This window comes from Novosphingobium nitrogenifigens DSM 19370 (assembly GCF_000192575.1).
Lineage (GTDB): Bacteria > Pseudomonadota > Alphaproteobacteria > Sphingomonadales > Sphingomonadaceae > Novosphingobium > Novosphingobium nitrogenifigens.
Window position 1 is genome coordinate 215,527 of the sequence record NZ_GL876931.1, and the last position, 21,730, is coordinate 237,256.

The following is a 21,730-nucleotide window of genomic DNA, read 5'->3' on the forward strand; positions in this document are numbered from 1 at the left end:
AGGCATCGCCAGACACCGCCTTCGCCAGTTGCCGCTTCCATGCGTACAGCGAATGCTGACTGACGCCGAGCCGTTCAGAAACCTCCGCTACCCGATACCCGCGCTCGGTGATCTGGGCCACCGCATCACGCTTGAACTCATCGCTGAAATTGGGCTTCCCCATCGTCGCCTCCTGTCCTCAAAATTAGGATAAAAGGCGTCCAGAAATCTAGGGGCTATTCATTCCCGTGCAGGGAAATTTTGCGCGAGATGCTTTTCAATTGCCGCAGGATCTGGGTTCGCGGCCAGTGAATTTGATCAACATGGTCGAAATGAGCAGGGGCTGATTGCCGCTCGGCCTGCTCCAGTTGCCCCAAAATCTCTTTGGGCAGCAGGCGGCGTTCGACCAGAACGACGAGATCGACATCGCCGGCAGTCTCATCATCAGAACCGGTGAGAACACTTCCAAAGAGGCGGATCTCTTTGATGCGCCGGGACCGTCCCGGCTCGCGGTTGATGGCGCCTGCTAGCTTGACGACCTCCTGAACGATGCGGCGGCCCTCTTCACGCGGGAAACGAGCTCCCAAGCGAGTTGCCAACAACCGATGTCCTTTTTCCGTGACCGTCCAGTGATCAATGTAATCCCAGGTGCCCGCGAAGCGGATCCATCCCGCCTCGCACAAGTCAATCAGAGTTTGGCTAGTCTCACGCACATCCAGCCCGAGCTTCTTGAACGCATAAGGGGTTGTAAAATCGTCCTTCGCCAGCAGCTCCTTGAGCGTGGCTGGACGTAGGCCGCAGATCGTGTCTTTCGCAGAAATTCGCATAAATCATCCTTTGTATCAGTGAGAACACTACCCAGAGTTGAGCAGGCGTGGGACCATTCCCCCATGGGGAGGCCCCGCCCGCGGCAGAGCGGCCGACATGACGCCGGCCCGGGTCACAGTCCCAACTCCATCGATTTTTCGGGGCCGATGGTGGGCTGCCTAGGCTGCTGCACGGTCGATGCTTGCCGTTCTGGCCGGCTGCGGACCGTCGAACCATCGATCGCGAAAGTGACATTGCGCTCGCCATCACCAGCCCTTGCCGGTGCCTCGTTGTCTCGGCCTTGGCTGCCTGGTGATGCTGCGCTTGGAGCCTTGCCTACATGATCAAGCGCGCTGGCCTTGTCCCCAGCGTTGCTCTCGACCGCGCGCAGCATGGCGTCGCGATCATCAGTGAAGATGGTCAGTTCATCGCGAACGCGGGTAGCCATCACATGGGTCAGGCGCTGGTTGGAGAGATGGCGCTCGGCCGAATGCATGACGCCGATGCCATTGTCAGTCGTCATGCCCTGCGCCTGATGCATGTTGATCGCGTAAGCGAGGCCAAGACGGGACAGCATGCGGTCGCCATGCGGCAGCAACATGTTCACACCGTCACCTGTCCGCACCTCCACACCCTCACGTGTGATGGCAACAACTTGCGCTTGCGCGGAATTGAGCAGACCACGCTGCTTGTCATTGGCAGTCCAGCGAATGCGATCGCCTTCATAGAGGACCAGGTTCTCGCGCTGGGAGAGAGCCAGGCTGTCATGTTTATCGCTGGCATCAAGGCGATCGGGGCTGAACTTGATGGTCCGTCCTTCGCTGTCGCGCAGGCTGACGACACCCTTGGTGGAAACGCGGATCACGTCATAGGTGCCGGCATCCAAACCAGCGGGCCGGTGCTTGCCGATCACTTCCAGAACCTGGCCGGTCCGATAATTCTGGGCGAAGCGCAGTTCCTCGCGGGTCAGATGCAGGCTTTCAAGGCGGGCGATGGCCAGACCCTCTCCGCTGAGCGAACCCTCGGCCTTCAGGCCTTCCTGCACCAGCGCGTTGAGCACCGCGCGGCTTTCACGGCCGGAGGCATAGAGCGCGGTTCGCTCACGATCCTCGGCCGATAGTTCCAGCCACTTGCGAGCCGCCGCTTCCCTAAAATCGGACCCCGCGCTAACGACGCGATCCCCCATAACCTTGAAGGCAGACGCGAAATGGCCCGATCGGGTGAGCGCAGCGACCGCTTTCATGGTCTCGGTCCTTTGCCGCTGGCTGGTCTGAAGTTCGGCCAATGCGGGCCTGTGCTGCTGGATCAGGGTGAAGGCCTTGCCAGCATCGATCGGCTGCAACTGAGCGCGATCTCCGATCATCACCAGACGATCCACGCTCAGACGATTGGCGATGGTCACCAGATCGTTCATCGGCTTGTTCGCAACGAGCGATGCCTCATCGAGGATCAGTATTGTGCCCTTGAGCATGGCGCGGGATGCGTCAAAGGTTGCCCCTTGGCCTTCCAAAGCCGCGCGCAAATGCTGATTCACGAAAGACGAGACGGTTTGCGCCTCGATCCTTGCCTCGCCTTTCAACATCTCCACCATGGTGTTGGCCTGCGCTAGGCCGAGCACTTGCCGCCCCTCGCCTCGGGCAACTTCGGCCAATGTCGAAACGAGCGTGGTCTTGCCCGCCCCGGCCACACCCTGGATCACCACAACACGATCGTTGCTGGACAGCGCCATGATGCCGGCGCCCAACTGCTCCTCATTGAGCGGTCGCAAACCGGCTTGCTGCTGGAGGCGGATGGCGGCCTGATCTGCGGGGAGCATGATCGGCGCGCTGCCACGCCCGGCATCGAGCCCTTCGAGCAAGCGCCGCTCTTGCGCGATATGCTCGGGTGTCGTGACATGGGTGGTGGTCCCATCGGGGCGGCCCACACTGCCAAAGATCAGCAGGCCCTTGTGCGCGAGAGCCTGGACCCGCGCCTCGACGTGCTCGATGGTCACGCCTGAAAGGCCCAGATTCAGCGCTGTGCGGGAGACCTCGTGGATCGGAAAGGCTGCCTCACGTTGCCCCAATATGCGGATCGCAGAAGCGACCGCCATTTCGGCGCCGACTTCAGCAGAGGACAGTCCCAACCGGGCAAAGCCCCCCGTGAGCAACGGATCTCCAGGCTTGAGCCATTCGCGCAGCGCTTCTGCCCAACCGGCCGCTGCCTCCATCACATGGCGCACTGCCGCGGCCCCGAAAGGCCTATGCGCTGGCAGCCCCACTCTCGCCTCCGCCCCGGCAACGACGGCTTTGCCATCAAACCCCAACGCCGCAGCCCGCTCCCCCCACTCCGCGCGAAGACCATCGCGATCGTCTAGATTGATCTTGTCATCACGGGTGCGCTTGGTGATCTCGCGCATGAGTTCCGGATTTCGGCCATCGCGCCCAAGGTCTGAAGCCTTGGCAAGGATGTCCTCGCGCCGTTGGCTGAAGGCCGTGAGAACGTCCCCAGGTACGCCCTCGATCTCGAACTGGCCGTGCTTTCCGGTCTGACGGGTCTGATAGCCGAGGTCTTCGACGATCGCCCGCAAGGATGCGTGATAGACGCTGCCGATAAGGGAATTGTTCTTCCAGAGTTCATCGTTGAACAGGGCCTGCCAATTGCCCGCAACCTTGGTCAGATTGGCAATGACCACATGGATATGCGCCTGCGGGTCGAGCTTGCGGCTCGTGTCGTGCTGGAACAGGGCAAAAGTCAGATGCCCGGTGCGGATGGGATCGCCTTTGGGATTGTCGCCGTAAGTCCGCCCCTCGGCGAAGGTCTTCTCGACCCAGCCCATAGTCTGACGAACCGCCTGCATATGGGCGGCGAGCAGGCGCTTGTCGCCGGCGACATATGCCAGGACGCTGGCGGACTTTGGCATGGAGAAGGTCAGGTCGATGCCAGCTCGGCGCCTTTCGGGGTCGCCGATTTGCTCGCCATCGGGCAAGCGGCCCTTGAGGAGATCCTCGAAGGCCTTTTTCTCCACCTCACCGGAAAGACCGAGTTCGGCGGCGCCGTTTCCGCCCCAGCCACTGACCTCGCTGGCGTGCTCGCCAACGTAATAGTCATCCTTGGCAAAATAGTTGGCAGCGCCGCCCGCCGAACGCACCGAAGCAACCGACAGCACGGGTCAGAATCCCATATCCATGTCATCGCCAAGATCGGGCGATGGCTCATGATCCTCACTGGCCGAACGGTGGCCATGCTTCTCGGCCGGATCGGTAAAGGACTGGCCAGTCCGCTCCTCGATGGTGATCTGCTGCTCGCGGCGCTGGGGGGATGGCGGGGTATTGGACTTTGCCAATGACGACGGTTCATCCTTGCCCCTCTCCTCGCGCGCTGGGCCGGAGCCCTCCCGCATCGGGGAAGATCTTGGGCGGCGCAAACTGCCGCGCAGATGGCCAGCATCTTTGGCATTGGCCTGCGCATCGTCCTCAGCCTTGGTCTGGGGTTTCCCTTCAGCGCGCGTATCGGCCTGGACCTCCGCCGAGGTCATCTCGCGCGGATCAATCGCATCGGTTGGCTGGCGCTCACCATTCTCTTGCCGAGCATCTTGTTCGGTCTCCGGCTCGGTCATCGCCTGCTCGGCTGCCCCAACGACAGGTGCCGGCCCGCCATCACCGCCCGTAGCTTCTTCATCGCCATCTCCCGGCGGTGCGTAGGCAGCCAATTGCATGTCGGTCTTGCGCAGGAAGGGTTCGGCGATTTTGGGATAGTCGCGCCAGACAAGGCGGATGCGTGCGGCCGGAAAGCCTTCGGGAAACTTCACATAGCCGTGGAGGGACGGCAGGTTCATGATGTCGTCGGGGATGACGAGCGGCTTGACCTCGGTGCGCGGTGTGATCGTGGCCGCATCACGCGATCGGCTCGCGCCGATCGAATAGGCCTCATCGGTCTCCCGCACCTCGCGGAATCCGATGAAGTTCGAGCAAACCTCGGCGGTGTTTTTGTCAGCGGTGGCGAGGATCAGCTTGGTGCGCGCCAAAGAGGCAAGGTTGATCGCGCCTTCCTCGCCATAGGTTTCGGCGAGCTTGTCAAAGCTGTGCATCCCCAGCACGAAGGCCCCGCCAAAGCCGCGGCCGGTCTGCAAGCCATGCTCGATCGCCGGCATCCGGTGGAGCGCGTGAACCTCGTCGAAGAGATACCACATCCGCAGATCACGGGTGCGCGGCATGCCCATCAGCGCATTGACCGCCAGATCCATCCAGAGGGTGAGAAGCGCGCGGTTGAGAGTGAGATCGGTATGGGTCGAGGTGATGAACAGGATCGAGCCTGGAACCGGCTCCTCTTGCACCCAGCGCCGGATCGAGAACGGTGGCCGCTCTCCCGGCACTGGATCAGGCAGAAATCGGATCGCCTGGGCATTGGTGTTGAACACGGCGCGGATGGATTCCGCCATGCGCGCCGCCTCAGTGGCAGTCAGCGGACTCGCGATGGTGTTGGCGAGCTTGGCGTGAACGGCCTTGAGGTCAGCCGACATGAGGTGATGGGCAATCGCGCCATTGGTGGTCTCGCCAGAGGCCGCGAGTTTCACGCACATTTCGACAAAGAGCGTGCGCGCCGCCATGGCCCAGAAAGGCTCGGCATTGCCGCCATCGCTGGGGATCAGCGCGGCGGCGGCCGAGATGTAATCTGCGTAGTTCTGGCAATCGTTGAAGATGGTCCAAGGCGGGCAGCGCTGGTCCATGGGGTTGAGGATGTGGTCGCGCCCTTCCTCGTAGAAGGCTTCGACAAAGGCACCCGTGAGGTCGAAGACCACGCAGCGTTGGCCGCGCTCCCGGGCCTCGGTCACCAGTTTGCGAAGCTGCGTCGTTTTACCCGCGCCGGTTGTGCCGATGAGCATGGCGTGGGTCTGCTCAAGCCGCCAGGGATAGGCGATCCCTGCCATGGCATAGGGCACATGCAGCCCCAAAGCGACGCGCTCGGTGATGGTGGCGCGAGCCACACGGTCGGCTGCCATGGTGGGGTGGCGCTCGGCCAATTCGGCGGCGAATTCGGCGGCATTGTGCGCATCGATTTCGCCCGCCAGCACTGCGGCGCTGACCAGCATGGCACCGCGCTCGTGGCGCTCCTTCAAGATGTCGACGCCAATCTTCTGCGACAGACGCACGAACCATGTCGCCAGCGGGCCGCTGAAAAACAGCGAACCGGCCAAAGCCACGATCATGCAGCGCATGAATTTAGTCCAGGCCTGCGCGACGTCGGGATAATCGGGCACGTCGCCGATGGTCATCGGCACCACGCTGTCGTCAGGCAAAGTCAGGTTGACGCTGTGGCCGGGGTCGAGATCGACCAGATTCCAAAAATCGGCAAAGAGCCGCATCTCGACGAGCTGGACCTCATGCTCGCGCATGAGCAGGGCCAGCAGCAGGACAAGCAGCAGGCTGAAGCTGAGGACCGCTGCCAGGATCGGCCAGCGCAGCCCTTCCATCATCATCATGTAGCGCAGGCGGATAAGCTGCGAACCACGGGTGAAGGCCCCGACGTTGCGGACGATCTCGCCGCGCGCCGATTCATGCTCGACGGCCACGGGGCGCCGGTCGAAACGGATGTCGCCATCACGCGCCATGGTAGGTCTGCGCATGTTCGATGGCGAGGTCGAGCAGGCGGTCCGCCTCCTCGGGCGCAGCCCTCTGCACCAGCGTGTCGAGCGCGAGCGTGTTGAACTCGAGCATGGTGACAAGGCGGGCGAAGTCGATCTTCTGGCCAAGCTCAAAAAGCGGCAAGGCAAAGTCGATCATCGAGCGAACACATTCGGACTGACGACGGCCATGCTGCTGGGCGAGCCGCTTGATGCGCTCGTATTGCGGCGGGCTGACGCTCAGGCCGCATTGGATCAGTTTGGTCACAACGGCTCCTCACTAGGAGAAGCCTGGTCCGGTTATCGCAAAGCGATGTTTAGCTTACTGGCGGGCCTTGCGCAAGCGGGTGGCCTTCCGCAGGTGGAATCTGGGCTGAAGGGCCATTCCGCCCGCGGAATAAAAATTAAATTCTATATCAATGCTTTATAAGGAGCCCGCCTCAACATAGGCGGCTATAGGCCGGCACAGGGCCTATTATTCCACCGGCGGAATTCGCATTCTTGCAATTCCGGAGGCGGAATAACTTGACTATATCATTGATTTCATATAACTTATCTATCATAGGCCACCCCTTATCCGAGCGGTTGAGCCGCGTTCGGTGTGCCCAAAATTCCATCAGGAACTGGGCATTCAAGATTGTCCGTGGACGCTTGAGGATGTCTGCTGGTCACCGGGTTCCTGGCTGCGGCCTAGGCGCCGACCAGCCATCCGCATCATGGCAATTCAGACCAAGGACAGCCGGTCACCGAGCCGTTGAATGAGGTCCATCCGCTCGTGCAGGATGGCGACAATCAGCGGTGGATCGATGTCGCGCTTAAGGCAGAAGGCATAGTGATGCTCGCAGCGGGCCATCCACAGGCCGGGATGCATATCGCTCATGTCACGGTAGGAGCCCAAGCCTTGCGCGAGACGAGCGATGCCTTGCTCGAGCTTGGCCATATAGGCGCGAACTTGCGCATCGCCCCAATGCTGGCGGGTGTAGCGGACGATCGACCGGACATCAGCCTCGGCCGCCGCTGTCAGGACGTAACCGTGGCTCAAGAGGCTTGGCTCGTGCCCAGTTCCTCATCGACGATGGTACTGATGCTCAAGGCCGAGGTCTGACCAGCCAAACCTTGCTCGATGCGTTCGCCCAGCAGCGTCTGCAATTCGCGCCAAGCCTGATCGCCACTCGCATCAGCGGGGAACAGACGCTCGAGCGCATATTGCTTGATCGTCTTGCCTTGCAGGGCAGCCAGCGCCTTCAGGCTCTGATGCTGTTGACTGGTGATGTCGATGGTCAGGCGGCTCATGACGACCTCTTGGCGGCTACAACAAAGCATCATTACCGCAAATGTGGGTTTGTGGCCAGCCTCATCACCAGTAGATTTGGATCAGGCGCGCCGCACGGATAGACCTCTGGCCCTCGACAAGAGTTCAGGTGGCTTGCGGAATGGGGCAAGATCATCTATCTTACTTTCGTCTTACCAAGGGATAATGCCATGGGCATACAGGATCGGATTACGACCACCGTGTCCACCAAGGGGCAGGTTATTCTGCCCAAGGCGATCCGTGACCAGCGGTATTGGTCCGCTGGTACCAAGCTGATCGTCGAGGATACGCCCGACGGGGTTCTGCTAAAATCCATGCCGGTTTTCGCGACAACCAGCATCGAGGATGTTTTTGGCAGGTTGCATTCCAGCAAGCCTGCTTTGTCGGTTGACGATATGAATGCCGTGATTGCCGAGGAGGCCAAACGGCGTGCGCGCGATTGATACCAATGTCGTGGTGCGCCTGCTGGTGGCTGACGATGCTGATCAGGCTCAAGCCGCCCGCCAGATTGTGTTGGGTGGAGAGACGTTTCTGGGCGTGAGTGTTGTGCTTGAGACAGAATGGGTATTGCGTGCCGGATATGACTTTACCGCTCCGCAGATCGTGGACGCCTTGCGCGCGCTGGGCGGGCTTCCGGGCCTGACCATGGAAGAGCCGGAACAGGTTGCCATGGCGCTTGAAGGACTGGAACAAGGCATGGATTTTGCCGATGCTCTCCATCTGGCAAGGTCTGGTCATTGCCGCGAATTTGTGACCTTTGACCGTAAACTGGCCAAACGCGCCAAAGGCCTTTCCCGGGTCCCTGTCCTGCTGCTTTGATCGCACGATCAGGCGCGTGGGCCCGGGGTGGGGCTTGCCCCGCCCCTACGTCCGCGTGCCTCCTGCCATCGGAAAAAGAGAAGGAGGACGCCGCTGATGCGGCGCCCTCCCCCGGATTACTGGCGAAACGTCAGGCAGCGGCGCGCTGGTGACGCTGGGCGAAAGCGTGATGGGGCAGGTTTGCCTCACGCACGCGGCTCAAGAGGTTGGACTGGAGGCCCGAACCTTCGCAGATGATGGCGTGGACCGGTTTCAAATTCAGCAGTTGTTCGTTGCGAACGAAGCCTGCGCGCTTGCCCAGTGCCCGGTTGAGGGTGAAGCGGACGGTCTTGACGCCGCGCGCGGCAGCCCAGGCGTGAGCGATCTGGTCGCAACCCTTGTGCTGGGCGGTGGTGGCGAGGAGCATGTGGGGCACGCGGGCGTGGGTTTCATCAAGAGCCTGCCAGAGAAGTTCGTGGTCGTGCCAGTCGGTGCCGCCGGAGAAGATCACCACCGGGCCAGTGGGCGCGTGGTCTTCGCGGCGCTTGGCAGCGCGGGCGGCGAGGAAATCGCGGGCCTCGATCTGGCTGGCGGTCAGGCCGGAGGAAACGCGGGTGCCTTTGACGGTCGAGAACGGGCGGCCGGTTTCGACACGGTAGATCTCGCCGGCGTAGTCGCGCATGGCCTCCATCGCCTCGCGGCAGTCCATCAGGGTCTGGGCGATGCGCTGGGTTTCTTCCAGTTCGACGGCGTAGATTTCGGAAGGGTCAAAGGCGCGGGCCATGTCGCCCAGCTTCCTGGTGGCTTCGTCCTCCCGCTTCTCGATGCGCTGGGAGGTGACGTGGAAGCTGTTGACGATGCCCCATACGATGTCCTGGCCGAATTCCTCCATGCGGGTGCCGCGGAAGAGATCGAAGACGGTGCCGATGACCATTTCCATCGCGCCGCGCGCGGCCTGCGGGTCGGGCATGTCGGTGGCGGCGGGTTCGTCGTGAACCGAGAGTTGCGCCATGCTGCCTTGCTCGGTGAAGGCAGTGTCAAAGCCGGGGACTTCGATCTGCTCACGGTAGAAGGCAGAGAGGGCTTCGAAATTGGCGAATGCTTGCGTCATGGTGACCTCCAGAAGGCTTCTTGTTCGTCATCCTCGTGATGACGGGAGGTCAGGGGGCGAGCTGGACCAGCTTGTCAGGGACGTTGGCCGGGAAGCTGGCTGCGCCGGAGCATCGCGCCAAAAAGTGGGAACCGGTTTTTGGCATCAGCGATGCGACCACAAAGCGCTGCCAGACCCCGGTTGACGCCGCGCCAGCGGGGCGTGGGGAGCCGATTTTGTGGTGGGCTGGCCCGCCGCAAAATTGGGGGCACCGCGCATCCTTGCACAAGCGCCCGGCCAGCTTGCCAGACTCGGACTACGAGAGAGAGAGATTGTTGGTTTCAGGGGTACGCTACGGTGCCCCAAGCGCCCCGCGCCAGTCGATCGTCACCCGAATGGGCCGAGACCCAAACGGGGCTCGGTGGAGCCCGCCTGCGGGCGGAATAGAGCGCGGTGACCGTGCCGCAGGCGCGGGCGCGGGCAGGCGCCTAGTGACATTCACGCCTTGCCGCTATTAGTCGAAAAATGCCGGCCTCGCCGCATCCGCTGAGAACGCAAAGGCTGCTGCTATATCGCTCTCGATGGTCCGCGCCCGCGAGAGTGGTGGCAAATCGTCAATGGCGAAGAAGCGAGCCTCAACGGTTTCCGCGCCCGGCCGGGTATCGCCGTAGCCATTCCGATCGCACAGGAAAAACATCTTGTAAAAATCGCGAACATCCGGCGGATAGCCCAATCCGGCCTTGTGCCGCACACCATAGAGCCTTCGCGCGGCAACTTGCAGCCCTGCCTCCTCGAGAATTTCCTTCTCGACATTTCGAGCGGGGGAAAGGCCAACATCGGCGAAACCGCCGGGCAAGGTCCACAACCCATCGCTACGTTCGCGGACCAGGAGAATTGAATCATCTTCAATCACCGCGCCGCGAACATCAACTTTCGGTGTCGCGTAGCCTCGCGCGAAATCCGAAACCAGCCCCTCGATCCGCTCGACTGGAACATTGCCCAGCGTGGCAAGCATTTCATTGGCAATCTGAGCGATCTCTTCATACCGCTCTCGGTCGAACTCATCACGTGAGTAATGGATCCCCGTCGATGCGATGGCTTGAAGTCGCTTGCCAAAGGTTAGCCATTGCGGTTCCATAATACCCTCCAGATGCAGCGGTTGAACATGGCATGTTTCGGGTCACGCGCAAGCTGGGATAGGCGTTCGCAAATCTCTGGAGCTCGGCGAGGACATCTCGAACAAGGTGTGGCAACGCCGTCACGGAAGTAGGTTGGGCACCTGTCGGTGCCCAACCGATCAGCATTCAATGCACCACCACATCGATGAGCAAACCGTCGAGGCTGTCGATCCCGCGCTCGCTGGCCACCAGGCTCCAGGCGGCGACCAGGTCGTCGAAATATTCCGCATCGACAAGGGTTTCGGCGCGAGCTTCGCCGAACTGGCTCTGTTCCCAGGCGAGGCCGTGCGCGGCGTCGGTGGACGAGGCTATGGCGTTGCCGAGATGCGCGGCGATATCGTAATCGGTGAGATGAGCCGATTGCGCCCGGATGCGGGCGACCATGGCGGGGTTGGTGACGGTGATGCCGCAGGGGACGCAGGCGAATTCATCGAAGGCCGAGGTGTAAAACATGGGCTTGCTCCCGAAAGGTGCTTGTCCGATTTTTGGGGGCGGCCCGCCATTGTTTCGCGATTTCTGCGAAATCGCTGGGGCGGCCCGCCCGTCTGGGTCAGATGAACTCGATCTCGTCAGCGACGATCTCGGTGTTGTAGTAGGTCCGCCCGTCCTTCTCGTTCCTGGTGTAGCGGATCTCCCCGGTGACAATCAGCTTGTCGCCCTTCTTCTTGTGGTTGGCGATCGACTTGCCGAGGCCGTTGAAGGCCTTGATGGTGTGGAACTGGTCGTAGGTTTCGGCGTAGCCATCGTCGCCCTTGACGACCTGGCCGTCCTTGATGACCGGCCTGCTGGTGACGAGGGTGAAGCTGACGCCGCCCTTGCTGTCGGTGCCGAAGCGGCTGATGTCGGAGGTGATGCGGCCGGACAGGAAAACCTTGTTCATTTCGATGTCTCCAGATCTTACCGGCGAGCCTTTCCCGCCGGGATGAACTGAAGCGCAGCCCGCGATTGAGGGGCCGCCGCACCGGAGCGCAGCGCAGGGAAACCTCCATTTTTCGAGTGGTGCGGGCGCCGACCGCAGGGAGGTAACTCGGTCGACAATTGGGGGTTGCGACGGTCCCGCGCGGGCGTAGTGTTCATCCCTTTTCTGGCGGGATGGCTTGCCGGTCAGATTGCCCGGAGATGTTCGACCAAGGTTGTGTTTGGCTGTCGGGCCGCCCTGAAATCAGGTGCCTTGCTTGGCGCTGCCAAGGGCCTGCTTGCCCGCACTCGCTTCATGCCACCGTTTCATGGTCGCCAGGCAAGAGGTCCAGAGCATGGCTTGGCTCCGACCCACAGGATTACACCCACGGCGTAGAGTCCGGCAGGCGTTCGCCAGCCACCGCAGGGCGACTGGTTGTCACCGGCGATGCTGCACTCATTCGAGACGAAGCGGACCCGCCACAACAGGCGTATAAGCTGAGTGCTGATCGTTCAGGCCTGAGCGGCAGCCTGCTGGTTGAGGGGGTTTTCGGGATCAAGGCATTGCAGAGCATGATCGATGTGCATGGCTGCCAGCAGATCTCCGGCGTCCAAGAGCCGTGCCTTGATCTCGGCCAGTGTCGCGGTAATCGCCTGATACTCGTCCCGGTCAAGCGATTGAAGATGATCGGTCATTGAAGGATGCCTTTGGCAGATCGGTCGAGGAAACACCGGTTATCAGACAAGCGTGACAAAACTTGCGCAAGCGGAGCTGATGATGATCGTCGGCCCGTGATGAGACGAAATGCCCAGAGAGGCTTGATTACATATTATAGTTGATAAACTCAAAGTGTGTAAATCGCGATCCTTGCATGCATGGACATGCGTAAACTGGTTGGCCGGAATTTCGCGCGCCTGCGTCGGGATCAAGGTCTGACTCAGGAGCAGGTCGAGGAGCGTTCTGGCTTCAGCCAGCAATATCTCAGCAGCTTGGAGCGTGGACGGCGCAATCCGACCGTCATCACGCTCTATGAGCTGTCCTTGGCGCTGGGCGTCAGCCATGTCGATCTGGTTCGCCCCGACCTCGAAGATCCCACCGAGCATTGAACGAAAATAGGCGACCCGTCGTGAGACGGGCCGCCCATAGGAACAAGCATCCTGGAGGTTGGCGTCAGGCCGCCTTGGCAAAACCCGGTTCGAGATCGCCGAAGGGCGAAGCGTCGCGGCGGTCATCCGCACCGGCGGCAAAGCCATCATTGGCTGCGCCCATCACGGCCGTTTCGGCGAAGCCAGCCTCCGCCCGACGACGCGGGCGCGACCAGGCGATGTTGAGCGCGCCATCGGCTTGCGAGAAGAGCGCGATCGACAGCGGGGCTTCAAAGCTGGGATCATCGATCTGGCCCTGAAGGAAGGTGTCACCGCCATTGTTCGCGGTCTTCTCCCACAGGCCACCGACGGGGATGAACTGGCCATTCTTGGCGCGGACCATCACGTCATACTTGGGGGCGGCGGCGTTGCTGGAATTGACCGGGCGCAAGCCCACCACGAGGTCGAGCGTAGCGGTCTGGATCTTGCCCATGTAAACGCCAGCGCCGTTGAGCTTCAGTTCACCGATATTCATGGCCGTATTCTCCTCTGGCCCGACACCCTCTTGCGTCCTGGGTGCCGAAGGTTGGTTCGCGTCTTTGGCCCCTTGGCCCCAGACACCCATCCTCAATCCCCTCAACTCCTCCCCGCCCGGTGGCCGCCCAGCGCCGCGCCGACGGAGCCGAGCAAGGCCTGCAACCCGACATGACGCCAAGCGCCGCAGGCAGGAGAATGATGCCCCCGAGCGAACATCGCCCGAGGCTTCGCAGCCAAGCCGTCAGGCCGCGTCGAGATAAGTGGGATTGTCGTTCGCCGAGGCCGACACACGAAAGCCGGAACGGCGCTGGGGGCGCAGCCAGGCGACGCTGTAGCTGCCGTCGCTCTGGCGAAAGGCGCTGATCGGCAGCGGCCGCGCCATCGAAGGATCATCGATCCGGCCTTGCAGGAAGCATTCGCCGGTCGTCTTCGAGGTCTGCTCCCACAGCGCGCCGATCTGGACGGCGGCGCCCGCTGGGCTGCGCGTGTAGATTTCGTAAAGCGGGGCATTGGGATGGTACGAGGTAACGCCGCGCAGGCCGAAGCTCATGGCAACGGTGAGCGTGGTGATGCTGCCGGTCAGCGCGCCGCGATCGTTAGCGCGAATGGTGCCGATGTTCATGCAGGTTTTCCTTTAGTGCCTGACTCGAAAGATCACCAAGCGTAGCAATATCTTGCGGTTCTGCGGGTGAGCATGCGGATGGAGGCGATTGTGGCCCAGGCGGTGGACGAGGCGATGGTTGTTTCCCAATCCTTGGCCAAGCGGCGGCATCGACCGAGCCATGCGAAGGTGCGCTCGACTACCCAGCGGCGCGGCAGAACCTGAAAACCCCTGGCCTTGTCGGACCGCTTGATGATCTCGATCGTCCACTGGCCCGAACCGGCGATGGCATCGCGGAGTTTGTCGCCCGCATAGCCGCCATCGGCAAAGACATGGCGCAGCCAGGGGAAGCGCCGCCGCACGGCCTTGAGCACATCGACGGCGCCATCGCGGTCCTGAATATCGGCGGTATGCACGAGAATGAAGATGAGGAAGCCGCAGGTGTCGGTCAGGATGTGCCGCTTGCGGCCCTTGATCTTCTTGCCTGCGTCATAGCCGCAAGGGCCACCACTTTCGGTGGTTTTGACCGACTGGCTGTCGACCACACCGGCACTTGGGCTTGCCTCGCGTCCTTCGATCTCGCGCAGGTTCATGACCAGTACCGTGTTCATCGCCTCGAGCAAGCCTGCGTTGCGCCAGACGTAGAAGTAGCGTTGGACCGTCGAAACCGGCGGAAAGCATTTGGGCAGAAGCCGCCACGCGCAACCGCTCGCCGCAATGTAGAGCAAGGCGTTCAGGACTTCGCGCATGTTTGTTGTCCGGCGCCGACCTCCCCGCTTGGCCGCAGGGATGAACGGCGCTGCCAAAGCCCACTCCCGGTCGGTCATATCGCTGGAATAACGCAATCCTTTTCGGCTATGCTCCTGCCGGGCAATACCAGTCCATGCCATCGTTCACTCCATCTCTTCGCAAAGAGGCGTGAATCACAACATACTGGTATTGCTCAACAACTTTCGGGGCGGGCTCTTAGCAAGGGCCCCGTCTTACATTCCAGTGGGCCGCAGGGTTGGATGCGTCTCTGGGCGCCTGCGCCCATGACACTCATCCTCCATCCGCTTCACTCGCGGGCTGATTTTATGGCTGTTTCTGATTGCCAAGTGAAACTTGGAACGACAAGATAGCAGCCCAATGACTGGTCTAGAAACAGGCCGGAACTAAAGCACTTATCGATGGAACTGTGTTCCATATAAGAAACAAAGGGTATCGTAGTGACTGCATCAAGCCCAGATTCGCCCCCTCCAGAGCAATCTCTCGAACAGTATGTCCAGGAGCTTGCCGAACGGGATGATCCATATCCCTCACATTTTATCAATAGCTTAAATGAACCTGGCCCTGCCTTATACGTACTATTGAGGGCAGAAAAGGCACAACTTAGCAACCCTGCCCCTGCGCTCATTTCATTTGGCAAAGTCATTGAGGTTGAGAATCAGCACGCCTGTGTCAATCCAGACGACATTATCGATCTGATTGAGACACGATACGCGGACAATGACCCCGAGGCGATTGTCGAGCAATTCAACGACGCAATGAGCAGCGACGAAGACGATTATTGAAATTCCTGAAGCTCATTGATTGGAAATGGGCGCATAATAGTGGGGCGTGTGCAGCCCGCAAATGTTCTCTGGCGACCAGCGCAGATGTCCGCCGGACAGGAAGCGCCCGTCCTCCGGTTTCACGGTCACCGGCCCGTTGGCCGACACGTCGAAGAAGGTGCCATTGGTCGGGTCCATTGTTGCCACCCAGCATTTCTCGAAGGTCACGGGGCGGCTGAGGTCGAGCGCAATCAGCTCCGGGATCGGCACGATTGCGTAGAGGCAGAAGAGGAATGAGGTCGAGCAGGCATTGTCGATGATTTCGGCAAGCTGCTCGTGGCTGATGATCGGCGTGCGCCGCCGCCTTGCGTTGCGCGGCAAGGCGCTGTGAGCCGGATGGCGGTTGCCGCTGGCCTTGCGGAACTCGCCGATAGTGTAGCCGAGGTTGTTCAGCGCGAATTGCAGATTGGCGGTGATGGCCAGCTCGCTCGTCTCGGGCCATGGGCGGTGCGAGAAGACCAGAGCATCATCGAGCCAGCGCTCGGCGCTGAAGCGGAACAGCAATTCGCACCGGTCATAGCTGGCGAAGAGATCGGCCACGCTGCTGTCATCACGCTCGGCGGCGTGATCTTCCCAAGCATAGCGGACGGCGTCGATGGCATCGTCATCGTCATCCAGCCCAGCCTCTGCGAGGTTCGAGCGCAACTGGGGCGCGACCTCGTGATACCAGGTCTGGCCGAACTCCGCGGGCGGGAACTCGGCCTCCATGACCTCCTCGACGGCATTGCCGTCATAGCGGGCATCGATGATCTTCGCAGCCAAGGCGTTGAGGCTTTTGAGCGACCAGCAATCGGATCGATCCCGCCAGTAGCGAGTGTGCGGGAATTTCTCGGCCAGCGCCCCGATCCAACTTTCGCCAGCGGCGCTGGCCAGAAAGCCGGGATCGGCAAGCGAGCCCGGCGCGGGTAGTTCGGGAACGGTGAACATGGGTCTTGGGCTCCTTTCGGGTTCACCCAGCCATTTCCCTCTCGCCTTTGGTACCTGCTGATTGCCGCCAAGGACTTCAACGAGATCGCCCGGCCATGCTCTCGGCTACCGCGATCATATCGTGCCATTCCTGGCTACCCGGAGAAAACGCCCAGACTTGAGGCTTCTGATACCATGCAATGTCCTGGCGGAGGCGTTGCCGGTATGTCTTGGGGTTAAGCCCGAAGTGAGCAGCAATGGCCTCGGCACTGTCCAGGCTCGAACGAATTGGCGATGGGCGCCGCTCGGCCTGAATCGGCATGCTGATAGGCGAGCCTGATGTTGGCTCATTAGCAGATAAAGGATGGGCTACGCCCTCCAGCCTCGCGAGCACATCGGCACGGGCAGCCGAGATCCGCTGATGTTGCGCCGATTGCAAACAATTGGCGAGATTAAGCGGTGGGGCAAAGCGCCCGATCAATTCTGTCTCGAGGGGCTCCGGGTAAGAGCAGTGGTAAGGCGCCAGTTCCAGGTTCTCCAGCATCCAAGCCGTCAGCCGTTGCTCGGAGGCCGGCGCCAAGCTCCAGGTGTTTCGAGAAGCGGGCTTCACTACCAAGACAGGCTCGAGCGTCAATTTCTCCATGAGCAGAACCGCCAAGCTCTTTCGCGGAGAGTGATTTCGTGTCGACGCATTGAAATGGCAGCGACCTTTGAGGCCCTTACGGTTCGCTGCAAGACCGATGTAGAGCAAGCCCTCTTCACCGGGGGTGATGCCTTTCAGTTCAGCACCGTTGCGTAAGAACAGCGCATAAAGTCCATGGTCGTGATCGAGATTGAACTGCGATCTCGGTCCGCGATGCCAAGTCAGTGGAGATAGGGGGCGGTCGGGTTCCATAGTTTTTCAGATTAGGCCAAAAGGGGCGTATTTTCTATGGTCTGCGCTTGCTGCGCATCATGCTTGCAGCAATGGCCAGCCACAGGCAATGTTGAGTTATGTCCAAGCCTTATGATCCCTACGCCTACATCATTCGCGTCGAAGCCCGGATTGTCGGCATCGAGCCCGAGATCACTCGCACGCTGGAATTGCCTAGTGATCTCAATTTTGCGCAGCTTCACGAGGTGTTGCAGGCAGCCTTCGGGTGGACCGACAGCCACCTGCATCAGTTCCATGTCGGGGGCCTGACCATCGGCGCGCCCGAGGCCATCGAGGATTCCTCCTACGGCCCTCGGGTGTTCGAGGCGACCGAAGTCCAGCTCAAGGATCTGACCTTTCCCTATGAGGTCGATGCGACACTCACGATCACCTACCAGTACGACTTTGGCGACGATTGGCAGCACAAGCTCGTATTGTGCCGGGCCGAGCAGGAAGACGGCGTCAAGTATCCGCGCTGCACCACCGGCGAGCGGGCAGGCCCGCCAGAAGATGTGGGCGGATACCCCGGCTATGCCGACTTTTTGGAGGCATGGCTTGACCCCGAGCATGAAGAGCACAAAGCCATGCGTCTCTGGGCCGGCAAGAAGTTTAATCCAGAGCGTTTCGACCTTGAGGCGACCAACAAAGCCATCGGCAAAGCCATGCGTGCCTGCCGCGGCGATTACCGCCAGCGGCAAATTTGACTTGATGGTCAGGCCGCAGTCCTGGCTCCGCCACCCAGACGAAGCGCATCCGCCCAATCGTTGAAACCAGAAGGGCAGCGCTCAAGCCTGGAGGGCTGCTGGGGCGATTGCCGCGCCGCGATCGCAGCGCCTGCCGCCTGCATTCCCTCTTGATCGTTGTCAGGCAGGAGGACGACCTGCCGGATGCCAGAACCGACGGCGAAGCCAGCATAGTTGCGCAGACCAAAGCAGGTGCCAGCCTCGCGGCCTGTAAGTTGGCGATAGGCGCAGGCTGTCTCAAAACCCTCCGCGATACGCATGGTGTCGCCCGCGAAGCTGGCAGGCCAGGTTCCGCCACGCGAGTTGCCCAGCATCATGCGATGCGTGCGCTGGCCAGTTGCAGGGTCCAGAAACAAGCGTTGAATGGCAATCAGGCGCTGCGCTCGGAAGACGCCGACCAGCAAGGCTGGCAGGCGTCTGGGCGATGGGCCGCGCCCCATCGGGCAAGCAGCGTGAAACCGCACATCAGGCGGCTTCAAGCTGATGCCCCGGATCTCGAACAGATAGCGGTGAGCCAGTGTCCCCTCGATCGCCACCCCTTCGGACCATAGGTGCTGAAACGGCGCGGGCCGGTCATTGGCTGGCACGGGCAAGGCCCGCTGGCTGCCGACTTTATGCCCCAGCACATGCCGGACGGCCCGCATGACATCCGCGCCATCGCATCCGGCAAAGCAATGGACGAGGATCGAATGCCGCCCTTGCCGAATCGACAGGCTAGGCGTGCGATCCTCATGCGCCGGGCACGGCACCAGCGCATAGCGACCATTCCAATGACCTCCGAGGCGGGCGACGATGGCCAGCGTCTCAGCGGTGGGTTGAAAGCGCATGATCGAAGGCTCCTGAAAGGATAGGCTCAGCCGCGGCAATGGCGGCAGCCAGAGCCGTCGCAGCAATCGGCCCAGGCGCTGATGTGGAGGGTCGAGCCGTCCTTGAAGCGCGCCGATACACCCGTGGCATATTCCAACGTGCTGGCATCGCGATCGAGCTCGAAACGCCAGTCCTCCTCAAGTCGCGCCCAGACCTCGTAGATGTGGACGATGTTGCAGTTGAAGTCGGGAAAGGAATGGCGCGCGAGGTCGGCGATGGTGACCTCGGCGCCGAACCTTTCGTGGGCGCGGTCAACGACAAGCTGCCCGCACATCAGTAATCCTCGGGAAGCAGGATGGTCATCACCCGCGTGGTGATCGAGGCATCGGCAGGATCCTCCGAGCCGAACTCCATCGCCGCGTCGTAATAATCGATCTTCATCCACACCTTGCGGCCGAGAAACTCGATAGCGGCAAAGTCCCGCTCGGGGCTGTCTTCCGAGAAGGTGCAATGCCGAAAGGCCGCCATCAGGCGGGCTTGCAGGACAATGGTCTCCTCGGGCGCCCCTTCGGCCTCAGCCAGGCGTTCGAGGCAATTGCGGGTGATGACTACGCGAGCGCTGCGGTCGAGGCCAAGGCGGGTGCGGTCATTGAGCCGGGCAATCTGTTCCAGGCGCGCGTCAGCGCCCGCCGGCGTAGCGGTGGTCAGCATGATGGTTCTCCGGTGGATGGGCGTCAGGCGATGGGCGCGATGAGCGCGGCCAGCGCGGGATCGATGGCGAAGCCGAGCGCCATGGCAAGCGCAATGGCGGCTTCGATGTCGGCGGTGTTGATGTTGAAAGCAGCAGCGAAATCGCCCAGCGCTTCATGCGCCTTCGGCTGAACGCCGTGGAGTTTGCCCGTCATTTGCGTGACGGCGAAGGGCCAGCAATGGGCCACGCCGACAACGCCCTCGGGCAGGATCAGCAGCGTGTCGCCGCTGGAGATCCGATCATCGGTCTGGGTCGCGTCATAGGCATTACCGGTGCTGGCAAAGCCGTGAATGCGCCGGGCTGTGAAGGCGAAGCGTTCGCTGTCGGTGAGCATGAGGCGTAACCTTTCGGGCGAGCGGAATTGCTCGCACCGCCGCCTCCACCTCCACTCTTTGACACCCTGATTGTCCGGCGGATTGAACGCACCTTGCGAGAAAGGGTGCAAGCGCAGATTGGTCCATCAATTCGAGAGGAACCCCAATCTATTTATGGGGGATTTCTGGATGCCGGATCATCGCGATCACATAAAGTTGCGCTATGAAACAATTGTCACCGAATGGATGAGGGCGTTATTTTTATGGCCGACGAAACGCTGCTGACCCTGGCTGCCGATATTGTATCCGCCCATGTCAGCCACAATGCCGTTGCGGCTGACCAACTACCCCTGCTGATCCAGTCGGTCTATGCCTCGCTTGCGGGCTTGGGTCAGACCCCCGCGCCGGTGGAGGAGAAACGCGAGCCTGCCGTTTCGGTGCGCTCGTCGGTCAAGGCCGATGCCATCGCCTGCCTCGAATGCGGCGCGAAGATGAAGATGCTCAAGCGGCACCTGTCGACGGATCATGGCCTGAGCCCGGCCGAATACCGCGCCCGTTGGAACCTGGCCGCCGACTACCCCATGGTCGCGCCCGACTATGCCGCCAAGCGCAAGGAACTGGCGGTGAAGATCGGGCTTGGCCGCAAGCCGAAGGCGGTGGTCGAAACCGCGTCTGCGCTTGCACCCAAACCGAAGGCAACACGGCGCAAGAAACTGACTGTAGCGATTGACGGCTAACGCAAATCGGAGTCGCATGACGCGTCACTCACATCATTGACTGCCACAGGCACTTGCACAGTCCTGAATTCGTTCAGCAGAGCCCGCAAGGGTTCCTGCTGCTCAAGCAGCGCATCAAGGCAATCCGCGGCGCTATCGACAAAGGCATCGTGGTCTGGATCGCTCATGTCTAGCACTTGGGTGACAGCTTGCAGTATCCGGAACATGGCGGGCGCTCGGGTCATCAGGCGCAGGTTGGATAGCGCCTCGTCGTAGCGGCGGGTTCCGGCCTGCCGGACCGTGGCTATGCAGGTGTAGCTGTGGGTCAAAGGGTCGATCGCCGTGATTTCGGCAACCCAATCGAAAGGCCAGTCAGCAGTGGTGCGGCCAAGGCTGCCTTCGCGCCATTTGCCAGAGGTAGGCAGTCGGGGGGACATAGGGATCTCCTGAAGGAACGCGATCAGGCGGCTTCGAGCCAAGGCTGATCGATGGGTGTGTCGATGGGGACAAAGCCAAGGCGCTCGGCGCAGGCCGCAAAAGTCGGCGCGATGCTGGCGAGCCAGTGACGGGCCGGCACAGAGACATCGCTCCATTCGCAGCGGATGCGGTAGTCACGGTCGATCCGCTCGCCGATCCAGACAGCGGCTTGCTTGTCGAAGCAGGTCAGGCCGATGTCGGCATAGGGATTGCGCAGCAGCACCCTTTGCGCCGTCCCGCGCCAGCGGTGGACGGGCGCGAAGGATCGCATCTCTCGAACCATGCCGGTGCGGATCGACGCCACCATGGCTGTGTAGGCCCGAAGCCATTCGGCAGGCGGAATGCCTGACAATGGACGACAAGCAACCTGTGCGCCATCGGGCCAGAGGCGCGCGGGCGCTGTAGCCCGCCTCATGCAGCAATCGCCAGAGGCGCAATCGCAGCTTTGTGCGCCGCGTGGATCCAGTCGGCGGCGGCCTGCGCCTGCGCGGCGGCGTTGAAAATTGCCTTGGGATCGTGACGCAAGGCGCTCAGCCAACTTGCAAGGTAGGCGGCATGATCAGGCCGAGGCGTATAAGTGATGCCCAGATCCGCCATCAGGTAGCTGGCGCCTAGCTCGGTCAG

Annotated in this window: 30 protein-coding genes; 6 read left to right on the forward strand and 24 right to left on the reverse strand. The window is 61.5% G+C overall.

Features of this window, described 5'->3' with window-relative positions; all coding sequences use genetic code 11:
• The 7 genes from Y88_RS08955 to Y88_RS08985 all read right to left on the reverse strand — a co-directional run.
• The coding region (locus tag Y88_RS08955; RefSeq protein WP_040702484.1) for a transposase at positions 1-163 on the reverse strand (163 nt) is incomplete at its 3' end.
• Between the two features lie 52 nt (positions 164-215).
• Complete coding sequence (locus Y88_RS08960; RefSeq protein WP_018076142.1) at positions 216-806, reverse strand: nucleotidyltransferase domain-containing protein; 591 nt, start codon at positions 804-806, stop codon at positions 216-218.
• A gap of 113 nt (positions 807-919) precedes the next feature.
• Positions 920-3,934, reverse strand: a complete 3,015-nt coding sequence (gene mobF / locus Y88_RS08965) for a MobF family relaxase (protein WP_008068519.1) — start codon at positions 3,932-3,934, stop codon at positions 920-922.
• A 3-nt stretch (positions 3,935-3,937) separates the two neighbouring features.
• On the reverse strand, positions 3,938-6,376 hold the full coding sequence (locus Y88_RS08970) for a type IV secretion system DNA-binding domain-containing protein (protein WP_008068520.1): 2,439 nt from the start codon (positions 6,374-6,376) through the stop codon (positions 3,938-3,940).
• Positions 6,366-6,656: a hypothetical protein gene (locus Y88_RS08975; protein ID WP_008068521.1), complete on the reverse strand. Its 291-nt coding sequence runs from the start codon at positions 6,654-6,656 to the stop codon at positions 6,366-6,368. The genes Y88_RS08970 and Y88_RS08975 overlap by 11 nt, the downstream gene beginning before the upstream one ends.
• Before the next feature lie 456 nt (positions 6,657-7,112).
• A complete protein-coding gene (locus Y88_RS08980; protein ID WP_008068522.1) occupies positions 7,113-7,430 on the reverse strand; it encodes a type II toxin-antitoxin system RelE/ParE family toxin in 318 nt (105 codons plus the stop codon).
• Positions 7,427-7,681 carry an antitoxin gene (locus Y88_RS08985; protein ID WP_008068523.1) on the reverse strand — a complete coding sequence of 85 codons (255 nt, stop codon included), beginning with the start codon at positions 7,679-7,681 and terminating at the stop codon, positions 7,427-7,429. Before Y88_RS08985 ends, Y88_RS08980 begins: the two co-directional genes overlap by 4 nt.
• Before the next feature lie 189 nt (positions 7,682-7,870).
• Between Y88_RS08985 and Y88_RS08990 the strand changes: the two genes are divergently transcribed.
• On the forward strand, positions 7,871-8,143 hold the full coding sequence (locus Y88_RS08990) for an AbrB/MazE/SpoVT family DNA-binding domain-containing protein (protein ID WP_018076143.1): 273 nt from the start codon (positions 7,871-7,873) through the stop codon (positions 8,141-8,143).
• A complete protein-coding gene (locus tag Y88_RS08995; RefSeq protein WP_008068531.1) occupies positions 8,130-8,519 on the forward strand; it encodes a type II toxin-antitoxin system VapC family toxin in 390 nt (129 codons plus the stop codon). The genes Y88_RS08990 and Y88_RS08995 overlap by 14 nt, the downstream gene beginning before the upstream one ends.
• 130 nt (positions 8,520-8,649) lie before the next feature.
• On the opposite strand, the gene Y88_RS09000 is transcribed toward Y88_RS08995, so the two are convergent.
• The 5 genes from Y88_RS09000 to Y88_RS09020 all read right to left on the reverse strand — a co-directional run bounded on the left by Y88_RS09000 (position 8,650) and on the right by Y88_RS09020 (position 12,359).
• A complete protein-coding gene (locus tag Y88_RS09000; RefSeq protein ID WP_008068532.1) occupies positions 8,650-9,609 on the reverse strand; it encodes a DUF2493 domain-containing protein in 960 nt (319 codons plus the stop codon).
• 493 nt (positions 9,610-10,102) lie between these two features.
• The gene (locus Y88_RS09005) at positions 10,103-10,726 is read right to left on the reverse strand and encodes an NUDIX hydrolase (RefSeq protein WP_018076144.1); all 624 of its coding nucleotides are present in this window, start codon (positions 10,724-10,726) and stop codon (positions 10,103-10,105) included.
• A gap of 166 nt (positions 10,727-10,892) precedes the next feature.
• Positions 10,893-11,219, reverse strand: coding sequence for a hypothetical protein (locus tag Y88_RS09010; protein WP_008068535.1), 327 nt, complete (start codon positions 11,217-11,219; stop codon positions 10,893-10,895).
• A gap of 97 nt (positions 11,220-11,316) precedes the next feature.
• A complete protein-coding gene (locus tag Y88_RS09015; RefSeq protein WP_008065144.1) occupies positions 11,317-11,646 on the reverse strand; it encodes a single-stranded DNA-binding protein in 330 nt (109 codons plus the stop codon).
• Positions 11,647-12,176: 530 nt separating this feature from the next.
• Positions 12,177-12,359: a hypothetical protein gene (locus Y88_RS09020; RefSeq protein ID WP_008068538.1), complete on the reverse strand. Its 183-nt coding sequence runs from the start codon at positions 12,357-12,359 to the stop codon at positions 12,177-12,179.
• A gap of 180 nt (positions 12,360-12,539) precedes the next feature.
• Here Y88_RS09020 and Y88_RS09025 point away from each other — a divergent pair, with 180 nt between their 5' ends.
• Entirely contained in the window at positions 12,540-12,770 is a 231-nt protein-coding gene (locus tag Y88_RS09025) for a helix-turn-helix domain-containing protein (protein ID WP_008068540.1), read from the forward strand.
• Positions 12,771-12,834: 64 nt separating this feature from the next.
• Here the strand turns inward: Y88_RS09025 and Y88_RS09030 are convergent, their stop codons facing one another.
• The 3 genes from Y88_RS09030 to Y88_RS09040 all read right to left on the reverse strand — a co-directional run bounded on the left by Y88_RS09030 (position 12,835) and on the right by Y88_RS09040 (position 14,777).
• Positions 12,835-13,284, reverse strand: coding sequence for a DUF736 domain-containing protein (locus Y88_RS09030; protein ID WP_008068541.1), 450 nt, complete (start codon positions 13,282-13,284; stop codon positions 12,835-12,837).
• Positions 13,285-13,527: 243 nt separating this feature from the next.
• The gene (locus tag Y88_RS09035) at positions 13,528-13,908 is read right to left on the reverse strand and encodes a DUF736 domain-containing protein (RefSeq protein WP_008068542.1); all 381 of its coding nucleotides are present in this window, start codon (positions 13,906-13,908) and stop codon (positions 13,528-13,530) included.
• A gap of 32 nt (positions 13,909-13,940) precedes the next feature.
• Complete coding sequence (locus Y88_RS09040; RefSeq protein WP_036500702.1) at positions 13,941-14,777, reverse strand: IS5 family transposase; 837 nt, start codon at positions 14,775-14,777, stop codon at positions 13,941-13,943.
• Positions 14,778-15,095: 318 nt separating this feature from the next.
• On the opposite strand from Y88_RS09040, the gene Y88_RS19385 reads away from it, so the two are divergent.
• On the forward strand, positions 15,096-15,440 hold the full coding sequence (locus tag Y88_RS19385; protein WP_169333639.1) for a hypothetical protein: 345 nt from the start codon (positions 15,096-15,098) through the stop codon (positions 15,438-15,440).
• Between the two features lie 12 nt (positions 15,441-15,452).
• Here Y88_RS19385 and Y88_RS09045 read toward each other — a convergent pair whose 3' ends face one another.
• Both Y88_RS09045 and Y88_RS09050 read right to left on the reverse strand, forming a co-directional pair.
• On the reverse strand, positions 15,453-16,406 hold the full coding sequence (locus Y88_RS09045; RefSeq protein ID WP_008068545.1) for a hypothetical protein: 954 nt from the start codon (positions 16,404-16,406) through the stop codon (positions 15,453-15,455).
• A gap of 76 nt (positions 16,407-16,482) precedes the next feature.
• Complete coding sequence (locus Y88_RS09050; RefSeq protein ID WP_157132619.1) at positions 16,483-17,280, reverse strand: GIY-YIG nuclease family protein; 798 nt, start codon at positions 17,278-17,280, stop codon at positions 16,483-16,485.
• A gap of 98 nt (positions 17,281-17,378) precedes the next feature.
• Here Y88_RS09050 and Y88_RS09055 point away from each other — a divergent pair, with 98 nt between their 5' ends.
• Positions 17,379-18,002, forward strand: a complete 624-nt coding sequence (locus Y88_RS09055) for a plasmid pRiA4b ORF-3 family protein (protein ID WP_008068546.1) — start codon at positions 17,379-17,381, stop codon at positions 18,000-18,002.
• Between the two features lie 8 nt (positions 18,003-18,010).
• On the opposite strand, the gene Y88_RS09060 is transcribed toward Y88_RS09055, so the two are convergent.
• Genes Y88_RS09060 through Y88_RS09075 form a run of 4 tightly spaced genes read right to left on the reverse strand, consistent with a single transcriptional unit; the run spans position 18,011 to position 19,933 of the window.
• Entirely contained in the window at positions 18,011-18,868 is an 858-nt protein-coding gene (locus Y88_RS09060) for a DUF7146 domain-containing protein (RefSeq protein ID WP_008068547.1), read from the reverse strand.
• A gap of 26 nt (positions 18,869-18,894) precedes the next feature.
• Complete coding sequence (locus Y88_RS09065; RefSeq protein WP_008068548.1) at positions 18,895-19,182, reverse strand: hypothetical protein; 288 nt, start codon at positions 19,180-19,182, stop codon at positions 18,895-18,897.
• Positions 19,182-19,559, reverse strand: coding sequence for a DUF3768 domain-containing protein (locus tag Y88_RS09070; RefSeq protein WP_008068549.1), 378 nt, complete (start codon positions 19,557-19,559; stop codon positions 19,182-19,184). The genes Y88_RS09065 and Y88_RS09070 overlap by 1 nt, the downstream gene beginning before the upstream one ends.
• A gap of 23 nt (positions 19,560-19,582) precedes the next feature.
• On the reverse strand, positions 19,583-19,933 hold the full coding sequence (locus Y88_RS09075; protein WP_008068550.1) for a hypothetical protein: 351 nt from the start codon (positions 19,931-19,933) through the stop codon (positions 19,583-19,585).
• A 243-nt stretch (positions 19,934-20,176) separates the two neighbouring features.
• Between Y88_RS09075 and Y88_RS09080 the strand changes: the two genes are divergently transcribed.
• A complete protein-coding gene (locus Y88_RS09080) occupies positions 20,177-20,650 on the forward strand; it encodes a MucR family transcriptional regulator (RefSeq protein ID WP_008068551.1) in 474 nt (157 codons plus the stop codon).
• Here the strand turns inward: Y88_RS09080 and Y88_RS09085 are convergent.
• The 3 genes from Y88_RS09085 to Y88_RS09095 form a co-directional block, all read right to left on the reverse strand.
• Complete coding sequence (locus tag Y88_RS09085) at positions 20,647-21,066, reverse strand: hypothetical protein (RefSeq protein ID WP_050805626.1); 420 nt, start codon at positions 21,064-21,066, stop codon at positions 20,647-20,649. The genes Y88_RS09080 and Y88_RS09085 overlap by 4 nt on opposite strands.
• A 23-nt stretch (positions 21,067-21,089) precedes the next feature.
• Positions 21,090-21,413 carry a hypothetical protein gene (locus Y88_RS09090; protein WP_008068553.1) on the reverse strand — a complete coding sequence of 108 codons (324 nt, stop codon included), beginning with the start codon at positions 21,411-21,413 and terminating at the stop codon, positions 21,090-21,092.
• A 104-nt stretch (positions 21,414-21,517) separates the two neighbouring features.
• A partial coding sequence (locus Y88_RS09095) for a zincin-like metallopeptidase domain-containing protein (protein WP_232280992.1) occupies positions 21,518-21,730 on the reverse strand: 213 nt, incomplete at its 5' end.